The 17,337-nt window shown below is 73.9% G+C and carries 11 protein-coding genes and 16 pseudogenes; 18 read left to right on the top strand and 9 right to left on the bottom strand.

The window, feature by feature from the left end; all coding sequences use genetic code 11:
- Positions 1 to 70: 70 nt before the first annotated feature.
- The 4 genes and pseudogenes from UK94_RS47060 to UK94_RS47040 form a co-directional block, all read right to left on the bottom strand.
- Positions 71 to 326, bottom strand: a pseudogene (locus tag UK94_RS47060) (mannose-6-phosphate isomerase); the annotation flags it as partial.
- Positions 327 to 366: 40 nt separating this feature from the next.
- Positions 367 to 909, bottom strand: a pseudogene (locus tag UK94_RS47050) (mannose-6-phosphate isomerase); the annotation flags it as partial.
- A 1-nt stretch (position 910) separates the two neighbouring features.
- Positions 911 to 1,387, bottom strand: a 477-nt coding sequence (locus tag UK94_RS47045) for a type I phosphomannose isomerase catalytic subunit (protein WP_313949481.1), incomplete at its 3' end; no start/stop codon positions are given.
- Positions 1,388 to 1,521: 134 nt separating this feature from the next.
- Positions 1,522 to 1,845 carry a metallopeptidase family protein gene (locus tag UK94_RS47040; RefSeq protein ID WP_268761300.1) on the bottom strand — a complete coding sequence of 108 codons (324 nt, stop codon included), beginning with the start codon at positions 1,843 to 1,845 and terminating at the stop codon, positions 1,522 to 1,524.
- A 510-nt stretch (positions 1,846 to 2,355) separates the two neighbouring features.
- Here UK94_RS47040 and UK94_RS10535 point away from each other — a divergent pair.
- From UK94_RS10535 to UK94_RS10490, 14 genes and pseudogenes are all read left to right on the top strand, one after another.
- Positions 2,356 to 2,757 carry a DUF3499 domain-containing protein gene (locus UK94_RS10535; protein ID WP_011602470.1) on the top strand — a complete coding sequence of 134 codons (402 nt, stop codon included), beginning with the start codon at positions 2,356 to 2,358 and terminating at the stop codon, positions 2,755 to 2,757.
- A 283-nt stretch (positions 2,758 to 3,040) separates the two neighbouring features.
- A pseudogene (gene manB / locus UK94_RS10530) lies at positions 3,041 to 3,946 on the top strand (phosphomannomutase/phosphoglucomutase); the annotation flags it as partial.
- A gap of 1 nt (position 3,947) precedes the next feature.
- A pseudogene (gene manB / locus UK94_RS47035) lies at positions 3,948 to 4,399 on the top strand (phosphomannomutase/phosphoglucomutase); the annotation flags it as partial.
- Positions 4,399 to 4,602, top strand: coding sequence for a Trm112 family protein (locus UK94_RS10525; RefSeq protein ID WP_011602472.1), 204 nt, complete (start codon positions 4,399 to 4,401; stop codon positions 4,600 to 4,602). The pseudogene manB (UK94_RS47035) and the gene UK94_RS10525, both read left to right, overlap by 1 nt.
- Positions 4,603 to 4,618: 16 nt before the next feature.
- A pseudogene (locus UK94_RS47030) lies at positions 4,619 to 5,108 on the top strand (mannose-6-phosphate isomerase); the annotation flags it as partial.
- 1 nt (position 5,109) lies between these two features.
- Positions 5,110 to 5,782: SIS domain-containing protein (locus UK94_RS47025; RefSeq protein ID WP_313949475.1), on the top strand; the 673-nt coding region annotated here is incomplete at its 5' end.
- A 235-nt stretch (positions 5,783 to 6,017) separates the two neighbouring features.
- Positions 6,018 to 6,577 (top strand): annotated as a pseudogene (locus UK94_RS47020) (RsbRD N-terminal domain-containing protein); the annotation flags it as partial.
- Position 6,578: 1 nt separating this feature from the next.
- On the top strand, positions 6,579 to 6,875 hold a 297-nt coding region (locus tag UK94_RS47015), incomplete at its 5' end, for an STAS domain-containing protein (protein ID WP_235487387.1).
- 504 nt (positions 6,876 to 7,379) lie between these two features.
- Entirely contained in the window at positions 7,380 to 7,826 is a 447-nt protein-coding gene (locus UK94_RS10505) for an ATP-binding protein (RefSeq protein ID WP_011602477.1), read from the top strand.
- Positions 7,814 to 8,762: pseudogene (locus tag UK94_RS10500) on the top strand (ATP-binding protein); the annotation flags it as partial. The gene UK94_RS10505 and the pseudogene UK94_RS10500, both read left to right, overlap by 13 nt.
- Before the next feature lie 692 nt (positions 8,763 to 9,454).
- Positions 9,455 to 9,876 (top strand): annotated as a pseudogene (locus UK94_RS75980) (histidine kinase dimerization/phospho-acceptor domain-containing protein); the annotation flags it as partial.
- A 22-nt stretch (positions 9,877 to 9,898) separates the two neighbouring features.
- Positions 9,899 to 10,087 (top strand): annotated as a pseudogene (locus UK94_RS73415) (response regulator); the annotation flags it as partial.
- Position 10,088: 1 nt separating this feature from the next.
- Positions 10,089 to 10,798 (top strand): ATP-binding protein (locus UK94_RS46995; protein WP_235487385.1); only part of this gene is annotated, 710 nt, incomplete at its 5' end.
- Positions 10,795 to 11,928, top strand: a complete 1,134-nt coding sequence (locus UK94_RS10490; protein ID WP_011602480.1) for a fused response regulator/phosphatase — start codon at positions 10,795 to 10,797, stop codon at positions 11,926 to 11,928. The genes UK94_RS46995 and UK94_RS10490, both read left to right, overlap by 4 nt.
- 75 nt (positions 11,929 to 12,003) lie before the next feature.
- On the opposite strand, the pseudogene UK94_RS46990 reads toward UK94_RS10490, so the two are convergent.
- From UK94_RS46990 to UK94_RS10480, 5 genes and pseudogenes are all read right to left on the bottom strand, one after another.
- Positions 12,004 to 13,142 (bottom strand): annotated as a pseudogene (locus UK94_RS46990) (penicillin-binding transpeptidase domain-containing protein); the annotation flags it as partial.
- Between the two features lies 1 nt (position 13,143).
- Positions 13,144 to 13,547, bottom strand: a pseudogene (locus UK94_RS46985) (penicillin-binding protein); the annotation flags it as partial.
- A 1-nt stretch (position 13,548) separates the two neighbouring features.
- Positions 13,549 to 13,722 (bottom strand): annotated as a pseudogene (locus UK94_RS46980) (transglycosylase domain-containing protein); the annotation flags it as partial.
- Position 13,723: 1 nt separating this feature from the next.
- Positions 13,724 to 15,033 (bottom strand): biosynthetic peptidoglycan transglycosylase (locus tag UK94_RS46975; protein WP_235487383.1); only part of this gene is annotated, 1,310 nt, incomplete at its 3' end.
- A 203-nt stretch (positions 15,034 to 15,236) separates the two neighbouring features.
- A complete protein-coding gene (locus UK94_RS10480) occupies positions 15,237 to 15,707 on the bottom strand; it encodes a MerR family transcriptional regulator (RefSeq protein ID WP_268761295.1) in 471 nt (156 codons plus the stop codon).
- Positions 15,708 to 15,973: 266 nt separating this feature from the next.
- Between UK94_RS10480 and UK94_RS46970 the strand changes: the two are divergent.
- The 4 pseudogenes from UK94_RS46970 to UK94_RS46955 form a co-directional block, all read left to right on the top strand.
- Positions 15,974 to 16,314: pseudogene (locus UK94_RS46970) on the top strand (adenosylhomocysteinase); the annotation flags it as partial.
- A 1-nt stretch (position 16,315) separates the two neighbouring features.
- Positions 16,316 to 16,675, top strand: a pseudogene (locus UK94_RS46965) (adenosylhomocysteinase); the annotation flags it as partial.
- Position 16,676: 1 nt separating this feature from the next.
- A pseudogene (locus UK94_RS46960) lies at positions 16,677 to 17,140 on the top strand (adenosylhomocysteinase); the annotation flags it as partial.
- A gap of 1 nt (position 17,141) precedes the next feature.
- Positions 17,142 to 17,299: pseudogene (locus UK94_RS46955) on the top strand (adenosylhomocysteinase); the annotation flags it as partial.
- Between the last annotated feature and the right edge of the window lie 38 nt (positions 17,300 to 17,337).

Genomic DNA, 17,337 nt, shown 5'->3' with positions numbered 1-17,337 from the left:
CCGACCCCGGGCGAGCGTAAGCCGCCGACCAGCCCCGATCCCCCGGATACGGGTCAGGCGGGTCAGGCGGTCAGGCGGGGCTGGCGCCCGGTGCGGCGAGGAAGACCCGGCCGGTTCCCGTCAGGGTGACTGCTGCCCGGCCCGCCACCAGCGCCGATCCGCCGCGGCGCAGCTGCAGCGGGGCGACGGCGGTCCCGTCGTCGGCCAAAGCGGTGACCTCGACCCGTCCCTCGACCGCGAGCAGCACGGTCGGGCGTCCCACCGGCACGCTGCCACCGGTGCAGACGGCCTCGGTGAGGGCGAAGTCGGCGACGGGGACGTCCCAGNCGCGCAGCAGGCCGCCGGGGGAGTCCGTGACGGTGCGGNGGCTGCGGACCGGTGCGTCGCTCGGCGTGGGATCGAAGATCCGCAGTAGCTCGTCCACGTCGATGTGCTTGGGCGTCAGGCCGCCGCGCAGCACGTTGTCCGAGGTGGCCATGATTTCGATGCCGAGCCCGGCGACGTAGGCGTGCAGCATCCGCGCTGGCTGGAACAGGCCCTCTCCGGGCCGCAGCGTCACGTCGTTGAGCAGCAGCGCCGCCGCGATGCCCACGTCACCCGGATGCGCCGCCGCGAGCCGCCCGATCAGGTCCACCGCCCGCGCGACGTCGCTACCGCCGCCGTCCACCGGGTCCTGGCGAGTCGATCCACCGCCGCTGTCGCCGCCGCCCCCGCCCGCATCGGCGTCGGCAGCCTCGGCGCCGGTCGGTCCCCGGCCGCGCGCGCGGCGCAGCTGGTCCGCCGCCGCGACGAGAGCGCCCACCAGCTCCCCGGCGGGGCCGGGGGGCATGGTCAGCAGAGTCCGCAGCACTGTGGCCGCCCCGGCGGCGGGATCGTCGACCAGGGGGCGGAAGGCGCCCAGGAGGGCCGNCACCTCCAGGGCCCGCGCGACCGCCAGGGTGCGCGCCGGGTCCCGGACGCCCGCGAGCGCCCGGAACGGCGAGAGGGCGACGATGAGCTCGGGCTTGTGGTTGCGGTCGCGGTAGCGCCGGCGGGAGTCGTCGACGGCGAGGCCGGCGGCGTCGTCCACGTCGAAGCCGGCGGCGGCCTGCGCCAGGTCTGGATGCACCTGCAGAGACAGGGCCTTGTCCGCCGCCAGCACCTTGAGCAGGAACGGCAGCGGGCCGACGAGGTCGGCGGCCGGGCGGCGGGCGCCGTCCGTCTCGGCGAGCGCCGGCGCCACGGGATGGGTCCCGAGCCACAGCTCCGCGACCGGGCCGCCGGCGGCGGGGGTGCCGAGCAGCTCGGGGATGGCGGTCGCCGAGCCCCACGCGTAGGGCTGCTCGGCCCCGTGCAGCGCGAGCAGACGGGGGGACCCCGCCGGCACCTGTGGGCCCGCGACGGGCAGTTCGCCGGCGGGCGGGGACGGCGTGCCGGCGGGTGGCGTGGGTGCGGGATTGCTGGTCACGGTCTCCTCGGACGGGCGTGCTCTCCGGGGGCGGGCGGTGGCCGCCGCCACGGTGTGGGCGGTGGGCGGCCGGGCTACTCCTCCTCGCCCCAGCCGTGACCTTCCGGGTCGATCACGGCCGGATCGACGCCCATCATCTCGGCCACCTCGTGGATGATCGCGTCCAGCACGAGTTCGGCCAGGTCCTCGCTGTCCACCGCTCTGGCCTCTATGGGCCGGCGATATACCACGATGCGGCGGGGGGTGCTCGAGCGGCCCTTTCCGGTAGCCGGCTGGAATCGGGCGAGCGGGATCTCCTCGTCGGTCACCGCCACCGGCGGCACGTCCTCGACGGCGAACTCGACGTCGGACAGCTCCGCCGACCACCGGTGGTCGAGATGCTCGACGGCATCCAGCACGAAGTCGTCGAAGCGATCCCCGCGGGTGGCGTAGGCCGGGACGTCGGGTGGCAGCAGCGCCCCGCGGATGCCCCGGCCCCGCCGATCGCGGCGCCGACGGGGGGGAATCGGCCGGGCCGCCGCCGGGAACCGCTCGAGCTCGGTCACCCCGTGAGCGTAGCGTTCGTGGCAGGGGCCTCGGCCGGCGATCGACGGGCGCGTGTCCACTCCGGCACCATCCGGGGTGCGGCGTGCCCGNCGTTGCCGGGTGTCGGTCCCGGCGGCCGTCGCGATCCGGNCGCCGCGCCAACCAACCCCGCCATCCGGCGACTGACCCCGAATCCCCCTCCCAGCCCGAGGAGGTTCCACGATCTTGATGATCTCGATGCCGTGCCGGATGCCGTTGCCGCGCACCAGTTTGAACGCGCGGCGCAACGATATGGTCGACAACGCGTGACGATTCAGCCTCGCGCCACGCGACACGACGATAGGTGGTGGCCGTCGCCCGTTCCGGGGGCTACCGTCCGGAACGTGAAGCCTCGGCGCTGCTCCCGCTCGGCCTGTTCCGCAGCCGCGGTCGCCACGCTCACGTATGCCTACGCCGAGTCGACAGCCGTACTGGGCCCGCTGTCCCCGTACGTCGAGCCGCACTCGTACGACCTGTGCGGCCCGCACGCCGACCGGCTCACCGTGCCGCTCGGCTGGGCGGTCGTCCGGCTCGAGGCCGAAGCGTCGCGTGAGGGTGGCCGTGAGGTGGCCGGGGATGACCTGGAGGCGCTGGCTGACGCCGTGCGCGAGGCCTCCCGGCGTGGTCCCGAGGCCCCCCGGCGTGGTCCGGAGCCGCCCCAGGGCCCCCAGGGTCCCCAGGGTGGGCCGCAGGCGCCTCCGGGCGGTCGGCGCGGTCACCTGCGGGCGGTACCCAGCCCGTCCTGAGGCGACCGGCGCCGGTAGCCTCCGCACGACCCGAGACTCGGGGCCGGTGGCGGGTCTGGCCGCCCGCCGCTCCCACGGTCCACCGGGGCCGCGCGGCCGCGGGAGCCGGTCCCGCAGGTGCGAGGCCGGCGCGGTGTGTCCCGCGTGGGCTTCCCCGGACGCGGTCCCGGGTCTGTCGGACCCTGCGGATAGGGTCGACCATGCACGGTCGCACTGGCGCCGTGCAGGCCCGGGGGACCGTTCACCCGGTGCGGGGGACACCAGGGAGAAGGGTGGGGACCGGATGCGCGACCTGTCGCGGATCTTCAAGGCGTACGACGTCCGGGGCGTCGTGCCGGCAGAGTTCGACGCCGAGATTGCCCGGCTGACCGGCGCCGCGTTCGTCCGGCTGCTCGACGCGGAGCGGATTGTCACCGCGCACGACATGCGCGAGTCGTCCATCCCGCTCGCCGCGGCCTTCGCCGAGGGTGCGGCGAGTCAGGGCGCCGATGTGGTCCTCGCCGGCCTCGGCTCGACGGACCTGCTCTACTTCGCCGCCGGCTCGCTTGACATCCCCGGCGCGATGTTCACCGCCTCGCACAACCCGGCGAAGTACAACGGCATCAAGCTGTGCCGGGCGGGCGCGGCGCCGATCGGCCAGGAGACCGGGCTCGCGGAGATCCGGGCGATGGTCGAGCAGGGCGTGCCCGCCGGCCCCGGTCGCGTCGGCACGGTCACCTCGAGTGATCTCCTCGCGGACTACGTGCGCCACCTGCACACGCTGGTCGACCTGTCCGGCATCCGGCCGCTCACCGTCGCGGTCGACGCCGGCAACGGCATGGGCGGGCTGACCGTCCCGGCGACCCTCGCCGGCCTGCCGCTGACGGTGGTCCCGCTCTACTTCGAGCTGGACGGCTCCTTCCCGAACCACGAGGCCAACCCGATCGAGCCGGCGAACCTGCGCGACCTGCAGGCCGCGGTCCGCGCCGCCGGGGCCGACATCGGGCTCGCCTTCGACGGCGACGCCGACCGCTGCTTCGTCGTCGACGAGCGCGGGGAGATCGTCTCTCCGTCCGTCATCACGGCGCTGGTGGCGGACCGTGAGCTCGCCCGCGAGCCGGGCGGGACGATCATCCACAACGTCATCGTCAGCAAGGGGGTGCCGGAGCTCGTCACCGAGCGTGGCGGCATCCCGGTCCGCACCCGCGTCNGCCACTCGTTCATCAAGGCCGAGATGGCCCGGACGGGCGCGATCTTCGGCGGCGAGCACTCCGGCCACTTCTACTTCCGGGACTTCTGGCGGGCGGACTCCGGCATGCTCGCCGCGCTGCACGTGCTCGCCGCGCTCGGCGGCCAGCCGCGGCCGCTGTCCGACCTGCTCGCCGGCTACGGCCGCTACAGCGCCTCCGGTGAGATCAACTCCGAGGTGGCGGATGTCGTCGCCGCGATGCAGGCGGTGGAGAAGGCCTACGCCCCGCACGCTGCCGATGTCGACCATCTCGACGGCCTGACCATCTCGTTCGCGGACGGGTCCTGGTTCAACCTGCGCCCGTCCAACACCGAGCCGCTGCTGCGGCTCAACGTCGAGGGCCCCGACGAGGCCGCGATGCGCCGGCTGCGCGACGAGGTCCTCGCGCGCGTCCGGGGCGGAAGGGAATCCTGATGAGTCTCGACCCGCTGCTGCTGGAGATCCTTGCCTGCCCGTGCAGCAAGCACGGTGAGCTGCGCCAGGACGAGCTGGACGGCGCGCCCGTGCTGGTCTGCCTCGCCTGCGACCTGGCCTTCCCGGTCCGTGACGACATTCCCGTGATGCTGCTCGACGAGGCCGTGCCGTTCTCCGGCCAGGCCGCGTCGGCATCGAGCTGACCCCCGCGGCGTCGGCGTGTACCTCGACGAGGCAATCCTCGACGACACGGCCAGGATCGACTCCGGCAGCGCCGCGGCCCTCCTGCCGCACGTCGCCTCGGCGGCTCTGCAGGTGCGCCAGAGCGTCGTCCTCGCCGAGGAGGCGGGGGTGGCGCGCCTCGGCGCCGACGGGCGGCCGCGTGCGGTCCTCGTCGCCGGGGTCGGCGGCTCGTCGCTGGCCGCCGGCGTCCTGGCCGCCGTCGCCGGGCCGGCGAGTCCCGTCCCGATCATCGGCCATCACGCCCACGGCCTGCCGGGGTGGGTCGGCGTGTCCGACGTCGTCCTCGCCGTGTCCGCCTCCGGCACCTCGGCGGAGACCTGTTCCGTGGTGGAGGAGGCCGACCGGCGCGGCGCGCGCATCGGCGTCGTCGCGCCGCCGGACACCCCGCTGGCTCACCTCGCCGCCCGCGCCGGAGCGCCGTTCGTTCCGCTCGTCGGGCAGCGGCCGGGCCGGGCCATGCTCTGGTNGCTGGCGGTGCCGCTGCTCGTCGCCGTTCGGGAGCTGGGCGTCATCCGGCTCGGTGCCGACGCCGTCGAGGCGGCCGCCGCCCGGCTGGAGGAGGTGGCGACCCGCTGCCGGTCGTCGAGCGAGTCCTTCGTCAACCCGGCGAAGACCCTGGCTCTGGAGCTGGCCGGCTCCCTGCCGCTCGTCTGGGGCACCTCGGCGGTGACCTCGGTCGCGGCCGAGCATGTCGCGGCCCAGCTGGCGGCGATCGCGAAGTACCCGGCCATCGTCGGGGCGCTGCCGCATCCAGGCCATCATCAGGTGGCTCTGTTCGACGGCCCGTTCGGCGCAGGCCTGACCGCCGGTTCGACCGCGGGTGGAACAGGTGCGCGCGACGACCTGGAGGACTTCTTCCGTGATCGGATCTCCGACGAGGAGGAGTCGATCCGGCTGCGACTGATCCTGCTGCGTGATCCCGACGTGGAACGGCCCGAGGTCGGCCGCCAGGCGGAGTCCGCCGTCGCCGTCGCCGCCGAGCGCGGGGTCGGCGTCACCGAGCTGCGGGCCGAGGGAGCCGGCCCCCTGGAGCGGCTCGCCTCCCTGATCGGCCTGTTCGACTTCACCGCCGTGTACGCGGCGCTGGCGCTCGGGATCGACCCGACCCAGGTACCCACCGTTCGCGATCTGGGGCGGTAGTCCCGCCCGCTCGGCGGAGAATGACCGTTTCGTACCCATTGGTCCGTCCTGCGCAGACCGAAGTCCGGCACAATGTCACGGGCCCGACGCTCGGATCGGTGACCGNCACGCCCCTCGAGATGCCCGCAACGGCGGTTGCGGACGCGGGCGCGGAGGTCAGAATCGGGCGGAGCGGGTCGGTCGGGGGACTCTGTATGGTCGTGCCTGGCCGGCATGGCTGACGGGCCGAGAGGATGTGTACGTGGAGGTCGGGGTCGGGGACGGCTGGATCGAGTCGCTGAGCCGCGAACGGGACGAGGTGCTGGCTCGCTGGGTGGAGCGGGTCGCCGGCGACCTGCGGGGGCGGTTGTCGTTGCCGGAGCTGCAGCGTGAGCTGGGCGAGATCTACACCGCGCTGACCACCGCCCTGGCCTCCGGCGGCACCGACCTGCGCGCCGAGCAGTTCGGCGAGCTGCGCGCACTGCTCGCGGACCTGTCCGGCGGCCGGGCCCGGCAGGGGTTCACCCCGCGGGAGACGGCCGGCACCGTGTTCGCGCTCAAGGAGGCGGCGGCCGCCGTCCTGGAGAAGCGCAGCGTCGGCTACCGCGACTACGTGCGGTTTTCCGAGTTCGTCGACGAGCTCGGGCTGTTCACCTTCGAGACCTATGTCCGGACCCGGGACCAGGTCATCGTCGAGCAGTCCAACCAGCTGCTGGAGCTGTCCACCCCGGTGATCAAGCTGTGGGAGGGGGTGCTGGCCGTGCCGCTGGTGGGCACCCTGGACTCCGCCCGCACCCAGCTCGTGATGGAGAGCCTNCTGGAGGCGCTCGTCAGCACCGGCTCCCGGCACGCCATCATCGACATCACCGGGGTCGGCGCGGTCGACACCCAGGTCGCCCAGCACCTGTTGAAGACGGTGATGGCCGCCCAGCTCATGGGGGCGGACTGCATCATCTCCGGCATCCGTCCGCAGATCGCCCAGACGGTCGTGAGCCTCGGCATCGAGTTCGGGGAGATCGTCACCAAGGCCACGCTGGCCGAGGCGCTCGCGCTCGCGCTGCGCCGGGACGGTTTCCGGTTCGTCCGCCGGGCGGCCGGGGCCGAGATCCGCTGATGGACCNCATCCCCATCCTGAAGATGGGAAACCTGCTGCTCGTGTCGATTCAGGTCGATCTGCACGATCAGCTCGCCCTCGACCTGCAGGACGACCTGTCCGAGCGGATCGTGGCGACCGGCGCCCGCGGCGTGCTGATCGACATCTCCGCTCTGGAGATCGTCGACAGCTTCATCGGCCGCATGCTGTCGACGATCGCGTCGCTGTCGCGGCTGCTCGACGCCGAGACCGTCGTGGTCGGCATGNGTCCCGCCGTCGCGATCACCCTCGTCGAGCTCGGGTTGTACATGCCCGGGGTGCGCACCGCGTTGACCCTGGAGCACGGGCTTGCCCTGCTCGGCGCCGAGGTTCGGGTGAGCCGCTCCGACGAGGACGAGGTCGACGACGCAGACGGAGAGGGTGAGCCCGGCGCGCTCGCCGGCCAGGCCGCGGCGCGGGCCGGGCTCGGCGGGGGGGAGCCGGCCGCGACCGGCGCCGCGCGCAGCGGCGACGGGGGCCGGACGGGTGACCGGTAACCCCGGTGGGAGCCTGCCCGGTCGCGAGCTGACGGGCACGGACTCGCAGCGCCATCCGATCGTCTCCGAGTCCGACGTCGTGCGCGTCCGCCAGGTGGTGCGGACGCTCGCCGTCGCTGCCAAGCTGTCCCTGGTGGACCAGACGAAGATGGTGACGGCGGCGAGCGAGCTGGCGCGCAACACGCTGGTCTACGGCGGCGGCGGTGAGATGATGATCGACCTTGTCGACAGCGGCCGGCGCCGCGGGGTGCGCGCGGTGTTCATCGACACGGGGCCGGGCATCCCCGATCTCGACCTGGCCCTGACCGAGGGGTGGACCAGCGGCTCCGGTCTCGGACTCGGGCTGACGGGCAGCCGACGCCTCGTCGACGAGTTCGCGATCGACAGCAGTCCGGGAGTGGGCACCACCGTGCGGGTCGTGAAGTGGTCGCGCTGACCACGCCCGGCGTGTTCCCGCGGGCGGAGGACGTCGCGTGGTTCGGCGCGACCGACCCGTCGGCGGCCGGGGCGGCCCGGCGGGCGGCCGTCACGCTGGCCGGCCGGCTGGGTTTCCCCGCGACCCGCGGTGCGGAGCTCGGGATCGCCGTCACCGAGACGATGACCAACCTGGTCCGCCACTCCGACGACGGCCGCCTGCTCCTGCGGGTGCTGCGCTGGGATGGCGACCGGACCGACCTGACCACGGCGGTGCAGTTCGTCGCGATCGACAGTGGACCGGGCATGGCCGACGTCTCGGCGGCGATGCGCGACGGGGCGACGTCCGCGGGAACCCTCGGCGTCGGGCTCGGGGCGATCGCCCGGCTCTCGGACGACCTGGACATCCACTCGACCCCGGGCCGCGGGACGGCCATGGTCGTCACCTTCCGTCCGACGGGCCGGCCCGGGCCGCGCCCCGGCACGCCCGGGCCGCCCGGGTTGCCGAGCGGCGGGCTCGGTGCCCCGCGGGTCGCCGGCCTGACCCGCCCGATCACCGGCGAGACCGTCTGCGGCGACGCCTACGCCGTGCGTGCCACCGACGCCGGCCTCGCGCTGCTGCTGTGCGACGGGCTCGGGCACGGGGAGCTCGCCGCGCGGGCCGCCAGGGAGGCGGTGCGGATCTTCCTCGCGGCCGCCGACCCGTCGGGCGGCCCGGTCGAGCTCGTGCGGCGCATCCATCAGGGGATCTCCCACACCCGTGGCGCCGCCGTCGCGGTCGCGGTGCTGGAACCGGCCGCGGAGGTCCTGCGGTTCGCCGGGCTCGGCAACGTCGCCGGGGTGATCCTCAGCGGGGCTCGCCGGTCGGGCCTGCTCAGCCGGCCGGGCATCGCGGGTCACCAGGCTCGGGGCCTGTCCGAGACGCGCCACCCCCTGCCGGGTGACGCGCTTGTCGTCCNGCACAGCGACGGGGTGGNCACCCGCTGGAACCTCGCCGACCATCCCGGCGTCGCCAGCCACGACCCGCTGCTCGTCGCGGCGACGATCCTGCGCGACGCGGGCCTGCGTCGCGACGACGCCTCCGTCGTCGTGGCCGGTCCACCGCAGGCGGCGGGGTAGGGGTAGGCCATGGGGGCGCGGCACCACGGCAGCCCNCTGCCGGAACTGGCCACCATGCGGCTGGACAGCGAACCGGACGTGTTCACCGCCCGCCAGCTCGCCCGGGCGGCAGGCGCCGCCGCCGGGCTCGACGGGCCGGACCAGGTCAGGTTCGCCACCGCGCTCAGCGAGATCGGTCGGGAGGCGCTGGCCGCGGGCGGCGCGCGGATCGACTTCGTCCTGCGTAACCCCCCGGCGCTGGCGGTCGTCCTGACGGCCGACNGGGTCATCCCGGCGGACGCGGCCGGCCTGGTCGCCGCCGGCCGCCTCGTCGATCTCACCGTCAGCCCGACCGGGCCCGCGGCGGGCGGTGCGGGCGGTGCGGGCGGTGCGGGCGGTGCGGGCGGTGCGGGCGGCGCGGGCGGTGCCCCGACGGTCGTCACCCTCGCGAAGCCGCTCGCGCCGGGGGCCGTCGTCGACGACGCGCGGCGCACCCGACTACGGCAGATCCTCGCCGCCACCGTCCCGCTCTCCCCGGCCGACGANCTGCGCGTGCAGAACAGCGAGCTGGTCAGCGCGCTGGCGGAGCTGCGGGACAACCAGAACGAGCTGCTCCGTCTGAACGCGGAGCTGGAGGAGACCAACCGCGGCGTCCTGGCGCTGTACAGCCAGCTCTCCGCCGAGCTGGAGGAAACCAACCGCGGGGTGGTCGCGCTCTACGGCGAGCTCGACGAGCGGGGCATCGCCCTCACCCGCGCGAACGAGGCCAAGACCCGGTTCCTGCGTAGTGTCAGCCACGAGCTGCGGGCCCCGGTCAACTCGGTGCTCGGCCTCGCCCGCCTGCTGCTCGACCCGGCCGGCGACTCCCTCACCGACGAGCAGCGCCGGCAGGTCGAGCTGATCCTCGCCAGCACGAAGGATCTGCTCACCCTGGTCAACGACCTGCTCGACCTGTCGAAGGCCGAGTCCGGCCGNCTCGAACCGGCCCTGGAGCAGGTGGACATCCGGGCCGTGCTCGCGCACCTCGACGGCTCGCTGCGGCCGCTGGCCACCCGGCCGGGCGTCGAACTCGTCATCGAGGAGGACGGTGAGGTCGGCCCGCTGTACACCGACGAGACGCTGCTCGGTCGGGTGCTGCGCAACCTCGTCGGCAACGCGCTGAAGTTCACCGAGCACGGCGAGGTGNGGGTAACCGCCGCGAGGACGGGTGACGCCGGGGACACCGTGACGTTCGTCGTGCGGGACACGGGGATCGGCATCTCGGCGGAGGACGTCGAGCAGGTGTTCGAGGAGTTCTACCAGGCACGCAGTCATCTGCACGCCCGTACGCGGGGCACGGGCCTGGGACTGCCCTACGCGCGCCGGGTGTGCGAGCTGTTGGGCGGGCGCCTGGACCTGGTCAGCGAGCTCGGCCGTGGCTCGACGTTCACCGTGACCCTGCCCCGCGACGCGGATGTCTGCCACCAGGCCGACGCAGAGGAGGGCGCGGACTCGCCGCTGACCCCTGGCGAGGCACCGGTCCGGGTGAGCACCGCCCTCGTGGTCGACGACGATCCGGCCTTTCGAATGACGATGCGCCGGCTGCTGGCCGACCGGGCGGATCGCGTCCTGGAGGCCGGCGACGGCCACGAGGCCCTCGCGGCGCTGCACGCGGACCCACCCGACGTCGTCTTCCTGGACCTGATGCTGCCGGGGCTGGACGGCGGCGAGGTGATGTCCACGATGGGCGCCGACCCGGCGTTGCGCGACATCCCGGTCGTCATCGTCACCTGGAGCGACCATGACACGCGCCGGGGTCGCGGTCCCGGCTCGGCCGTCGCCGTCCTGGCGAAGCTGACGCTGAGCCAGCGGGCCATCGACGCCGTGCTCGCCCGCGTCGACGCGCTGCGGCCGTGACCGTCGAGCGCGCCAGCGTCCTGGTCGTGGATGACAGTGTCAGCAAACGCTACGTGCTCGGCAGCTGGCTGCGTCGGGCCGGCTACGAGGTGTTCGAGGCATCCTCCGGCGAGGAGGCGCTGCGCGAGGTGCGCGACCACGTCCCGGATCTGGTCGTGCTCGACGTGCACCTGCCCGACCTCAGCGGCATCGAGGTCTGCCGGCGGATCAAACGGGACCGCGAGTCCGCCGGCGTTCCGGTGCTGCACGTGTCCGCGATCGCGGTCGACGCCGGCGACCGCAGCATCGGCCTGGACGAGGGTGCCGACGCCTACCTCGTCGACCCCATCGAGCCGCGCGAGTTCCTCTCCACCGTGGGCGCGCTGCTGCGCCAGTCCCGCCGCTACGCCGAGGAACATCGCATCGCGCTCACCCTGCAGCGCAGCCTGCTGCCGGCGACCCTGCCCGACCTCGCCGGCCTGCGGGTGGCGGCCCGCTACCACGCCTCCGCCGCCCAGGCCGAGGTCGGCGGGGACTTCTTCGACGCCTTCGACACGCCCGACGGCGAGGCCTTCGTCGTCATCGGCGACGTCCAGGGCCATTCGTTGGGTGCGGCGATCATCATGGCCGAGCTGCGCTACGCGTTGCGGGCCTACGCGTTCGACGGACACCGGCCGGCGGCGGTGCTGGACCGGCTCAACCGGCTGATGCTCCTGTCTCACCCCGAGGCGACGGCGACCGTGTGCATCCTCACCTTCCCGCCCGACCGGTCCCGGGTGACGATCGTCAACGCCGGGCACCTCCCCCCGCTGCTGATCGGACCGGATCGGCTGTCCTACTGGGAGGCCGGCGCCGGGGTCCTGCTCGGCGTCGACGCCGGCGCCCAGATCGCGGACACCATGCCCCTGCCCGCCGGTAGCCGCCTGCTGCTGTTCACCGACGGCCTGGTGGAACGGCGCTCGGAGCCGATCGAGGTCAGCCTCGCCACGCTCGCGAGCTCCGTCGCGGCGGCGCACGGCCTCGGTGGCGGCACCGGGCCGCGCCGCGCCCGGCGGTCCATCACCGACGTCGCCGACGGCCTGCTCGCCGCCGCCGACGGCGCCGCCGACGACGTCGCGCTCGTCCTCGTGGAAGCCATCGGCCCCGACTGAGCCGTCCGGCTCACCCTCCCGGTCGTGCCGCGAGCGCTGCCGCTCTCCCACGCACCGCAAAGCCTCCCGTCACCGCTAGCGGCCGCCCCGATTCTGACCGTTCTGGGGTCCACCGTTCTGGGGCCCGCCGTTCTGGGGCCCGCCGTTCGGCTGCCCGCCGTTCGGCTGGCCGGCGCCGTTGTCCCGGCCGTTCGGGCCTGCCTGCTGCGTGCCGTTCTGGCCGAGCGGGGCGCTGCGGGCCTGCGGCTGACCGAAGACGCCCGGCATGACCTGCTGGCCGAGGTTCTGGAGCAGGTCGCCGAGGCCCTGGCCCGGCGCCGGTGCGGGCGGGGGCGGCGGGGTGTTCTGCAGACCGCCCTTGGTGCCGTGGGCCACCGTCGGATCGGCGCCGGGCAGCGCGACCACCGGCTGGTTGGCCAGTGCCGCCCGCATCGACTTGCCCCAGATGATCGCCGGCAGGTCACCACCAAAGACCCGTGACCAGGTCCGACCGTCCGCGACGACGTTGCGCAGCGGGTGGGACTCGGCGCCGGTGGGGTCGCCGACGGACACCGCCGCGGTCATCTGCGGGGTGAAACCGACGTACCAGGCGGCGGAGAACTCGTCGGTGGTGCCGGTCTTGCCGGCCGAGGGACGGCCGATCGCGGCGTTGGTCCCCGTGCCGTTGATCGGAACGCCGGCCAGCACGCTGGTCACCGTGTCGGCGACCCCCTTCGCCAGCACCTGCTCGCACTGCGGCGGGCGGGCGACGTCGATCGGGTCCTTGCTGGAGTCCACGGCCCCGGTGGCGAACCGCGGCGCGCAGCGCAGGCCGCCGCCGGCGATCGTCGCGTAGGCGTCGGCCATCTGCAGCGGCGAGACGTACATGTACCGACCGCCGCCGATGGCGGTCGCCCCGTCCGTCGGCCCGATCTTGTCGGCCTCCGGGGGAGCGACGCCGAGCCGCTTGGCCATCTCCATCACCGGGCCGATGCCGGTCTTCTCCGCGAGCTGCACGTAGAAGGTGTTCACCGAGTCCCAGGTGCCACGGGGGATGTCGTAGATGCCGGCCTCGGCCGGGTCGGAGTTCGAGAAACCCTTGGCGCAGTCGCCCTCGCCGCGGTCGAGCGGGAACTTCGGGCTGACGTAGCAGGCCGGCGAGTAGAAGGCCGTCGACGTGCCGTAGCCCTGCTCCAGGGCGGCGGCGAGCACGAACGTCTTGAACGTCGACCCGGNCTGGAACGTCGCGTTCGTGGGCAGCGGCACCACCGTCTGGTTGAGGCCGGCGTTCGACCCGTACACCCGGTTGACCGCCATCGCGAGGATGTTGCCGGTGCCCGGCTGGATGACCACCTCGGTCGCCGACACCCGGTTGTCCGGGGCGATCGTCGAGTTCACCGCGTCCTGCGCCGCCTGCTGGACCAGCGGGTCCAGGGTGGTGCGGATCACCAGGCCGCCCTCGTAGATGCGCCGGTTGCGTTCCTCGACGGTGGTGCCGAGCGCCGGGCTGGCCCGCAGCTGCGCGCGGACGTAGTCGCAGAAGAACGGCGCGGTGGACGTCTCGCAGGAGTCCGCGGCCGGCGGTGGGGCCGGCACCACGTTCAGGGGCATCTGCTTCGCCGCGTCCGCCTGTGTCGGCGNGACGTACTTGTTCTCCGCCATCTTGTCGAGCACGGTGTTGCGCCGGACCAGCGCCGCCTGCGGGTGCGCGGCCGGGTTGTACCGCGACGGGCTCTGCACCAGCCCGGCGAGCAGGGCCGCCTGCTCGAGGGTGACCTGGGAGATGGGCACCCCGAAGTAGTGTTCGGCGGCCGTNCCGACGCCGTAGGCGCCGTCGCCGAAGTAGGCGATGTTCAGGTAGCGCTCGAGGATCTCGTCCTTGGAGAATCGCTTCTCGATGTCGAGGGCGTAGCGGAGCTCCTGGATCTTGCGGTCCAGTGAGTCGCCGGCGGCCACCTCACGCTCCTGGGTCGTGCGGGCGTTCTGCAACAGCACGTTCTTGACGTACTGCTGGGTCAGCGTCGATCCACCCTGGGCGACCCCGCCGGCTTCGCTGTTGCGCAGTGCCGCCCGCACGACGCCCTGCGGGTCGACCCCGCCGTGCTCGTAGAAGCGGGCGTCCTCGATGGAGACGATCGCCTCACGCATGATCTTCGGGATGGCGCTGCCCGGGACGACGATGCGGTTCTCGGCGCCCCGCAGCGTCGCGATCACCGAGCCGTCGCTGGCGAGGATCGTCGAACTCTGCGGCAGCGGCGGGGTGACCAGTTCGCTCGGCAGCCCGAGAAAGTGGTCCGCGCTGCCCTTGGCGAACAGGCCGACCGCCCCCACGAACGGCAGCGACAGCAGGGCGACGACCACGCCGAGCGCGCCTGCCGTCAGCGCCATCTTCTTCAGCACGCGGCGCCGGTCGACGGGCGGCCGTGTCAGAATGCGGCCGCCCGGCCCGTCCCCGGCCGGAGCCTGGGAGTCGAGGGTGTCGCCGCGTCCCGGTCCGCTCGGGGGCCCGTCCTGGCCGCGGGTGGCGGTGTCGGTCGGTGCCGCCGGGGTTGTGCCGACTGGTGCCCCCGGAGCCGTGCCGGGCGCCGGGCGGACCGTCGTCGCGGTCGCGGTCGATGCGGTTCCGGCCCGCTCCGAACGCGCCGTCGCGCGGCCACGGATCTTTGCGCCGACGCCCGCCGGCCTGGCCCGGGCCGCCGGTCTCGCCGTGCCCTGAGGCCCCGCGTCACCCGCCGGCCCCGCGTCACCCGCCGGCCCCGCGTCACCCGCCGGCCCCGCCTTGGGCGTCGCTCCTCCCGCCCTTCCCGCCCTGGGTGCCGTCGGTGCCGTCGGTCCCGTCTTGGGCGTCGGTCCGGCCTTCGGCGTCGCCGGTCCCGGCTTCGGCGTCGCCGATCGTGGTGGTGCCGCCGATCTCGGCGGGGTGGCCGCGCGTTCGGCGGGGACTCCGCGGGGCGTGCCGTCGGCGCGGGTCGGCACCCCGGCGGATCCCCCTCGCGACGAACCACCCGCCGGTGCGGGCGGGCTGGGTCGGGATGGAGTGCTCGACTCCCGTCCGCCAGACGTCGACGTCACCCCCTCGGTGGGCCGGCGGAACCGCCGGGATCTTCGTGGGACCTCAACCAGCATGCGTGACCCGGCGCTTGGTCGCTCATCGGCACCCGGGTGCTCGCGGGCTGACCGAACAGTTCGGGCGAAGCGAACCTGGCTGCGGACGGGCGCCGATTCACGGCAGTTGGCATGGACGGTCCGATACCGCTGGTAACGGTAGACGAGCGTTTCCCGCGGGGGCGACCCGGCGGGCCAGGTGTGTGCGGTACGCCTCGGATTGTTTAGCGACCGTTAAGGGAGTGGGGCTCCCATGGTCCGGGTCCGCCGGGTCCGCCGGGTCCGCCGGGTCCGCCGGGTCCGGCCGGGCCCGGCATGCGCAGCAGCCGGCGGCCCTTCTGCGCCTCGAAGTCGAGGGCGGCGACCGGCGGGGACGGCGGGATGCGCCGGGTGAGCTGCCCGAGCCGGCGGACGTCGGCGGCGACCTCCGCCTCGGCCAGCACCCGCACGGCGAAGGCCAGGTCGCTGGGGCTCACCTGGTAGCGCCGCTCCAGCTCGTCGGCGTAGGCGGCGGCGAGCAGCTCGCGCTCGCCGTACTCGCGGTGACCGCCGGGGGAGCGGGCGGGCACGAGCAGGCCCAGCGACTCGCGGTAGCGCAGCATGCGCGGTGTGGTGTCCAACACCGCCGCGGCCCGCGCGATGGGGAGCCGCTGCTCGGGCCGGAGCTGGACCCGCTGACGTAGTCGCTCCAGCACGTNCCGCACGAACGAGTCCTCCCGGCGGGGTGGGGCGGCACCCTCCCGGCCTCTCACGTCGATCCGATCATGCGACGAAGAGTACGGGCGAGGCGCCATGCAGGGCCCCGATTCTAACAGCGAGTTGTCAGCTTCTTTGACATCGTCTCGGCGGCCTTGCCATCGTTCGAGGTGCCGGACCGTCGAGTTGCCGCAACCGCGCCGGTGAGTCCGGTCGCCGCCACGGCGTCGCCGGCCACGGCGCCCCCTCCCACGACAGGAGCACCATGTCCGATCTGGCCGACCTCCCCGAGCTGCTGCCCGAACCCTCCGACCGTCCCGACGCCGGGCTGCCGCGCCACGACGTCGCCGACCTGGCCCTCGCCGCCCAGGGCCGATCCCGGATCGACTGGGCCGATCGGGCGATGCCCGTGCTGCGCCAGATCCGGGAGCGCTTCGCCGCCGAACGCCCCTTCGCCGGGGTGCGCATCGCGGCCTGCATGCACGTCACCACGGAGTCGGCGAACCTCATGCGGGCGCTGGCGGCCGGCGGCGCGCAGGTCACGCTGTGCGCGTCGAATCCGCTGTCCACCCAGGACGACACGGCCGCGGCGCTCGTCGCCGAGTANGGCATCGCCACGTTCGCCCGCAACGGCATCGACCGCGACGGCTACTACGCCCACATCGGTGCCGCCCTCGACGCCGCGCCGCACTACGTCTTCGACGACGGCTGCGACCTGGTCAACATCCTGCACACCGAGCGCACCGACGTGCTCGCCGGCGTCCGCGCCGGCTGCGAGGAGACGACCACCGGGGTGATCCGGCTGCGGCAGATGGCCGCCGCCGGAGCGCTGCGCTTCCCCATGGTGGCGGTCAACGACACCGACACCAAACACATGTTCGACAACCGCTACGGCACCGGTCAGTCGACCCTGGACGCGATCTTCCGGGCGACGAACACGCTGCTGGCCGGCCGTACGGTCGTGGTGNCCGGCTACGGCTACTGCGGCCGGGGGGTGGCATCGCGGGCCAAGGGCCTCGGCGCCGCGGTGATCGTGACCGAGATCGACCCGACCAAGGCGCTGGACGCGGCCATGGACGGCTTCCGGGTCATGCCGATGGGCGCGGCGGCCCCCCTGGGCGACGTCTTCATCACCGTCACCGGCAACCGGGACGTCGTGCGCCGGGAGCACTTCGCGGTGATGCGCGACGGCGCGATCCTCGCGAACTCCGGCCACTTCGACATCGAGATCGACATCGTCGCCCTCGCCGAGCTCGCCGTCGAGGTGCCACGTCGGGTGCGACCCTCGACCGACGAGTACGTCCTCGCCGACGGGCGCCGGCTGCTGCTGCTCGCCGAGGGTCGCCTGGTGAACCTGGCCGCTGCCGAGGGGCACCCCGCCGCGGTGATGGACATGTCCTTCGCCGACCAGGCGCTGACCGCGGAGTGGCTGNACACCGCCGGGCGGGAACTCACGCCGGGCGTCTACGACGTCCCCACCGCGATCGACAAGGACGTCGCCCGGATGAAGATCGAAACGATGGGCATCGGGATCGACACCCTGACTCCGGCGCAGGTCGAGTACCTGAGCTCCTGGGAGCATGGATCCTGACAAACCGATGTGAGGCTCTTGGTTTCCGGGAGGCCATA

The organism is Frankia sp. AvcI1, assembly GCF_001420875.1.
GTDB lineage: Bacteria > Actinomycetota > Actinomycetes > Frankiales > Frankiaceae > Frankia > Frankia alni.
The sequence above is the reverse complement of the archived record's forward strand: the minus strand, read 5'-3'. Positions and strand labels throughout refer to the sequence as shown.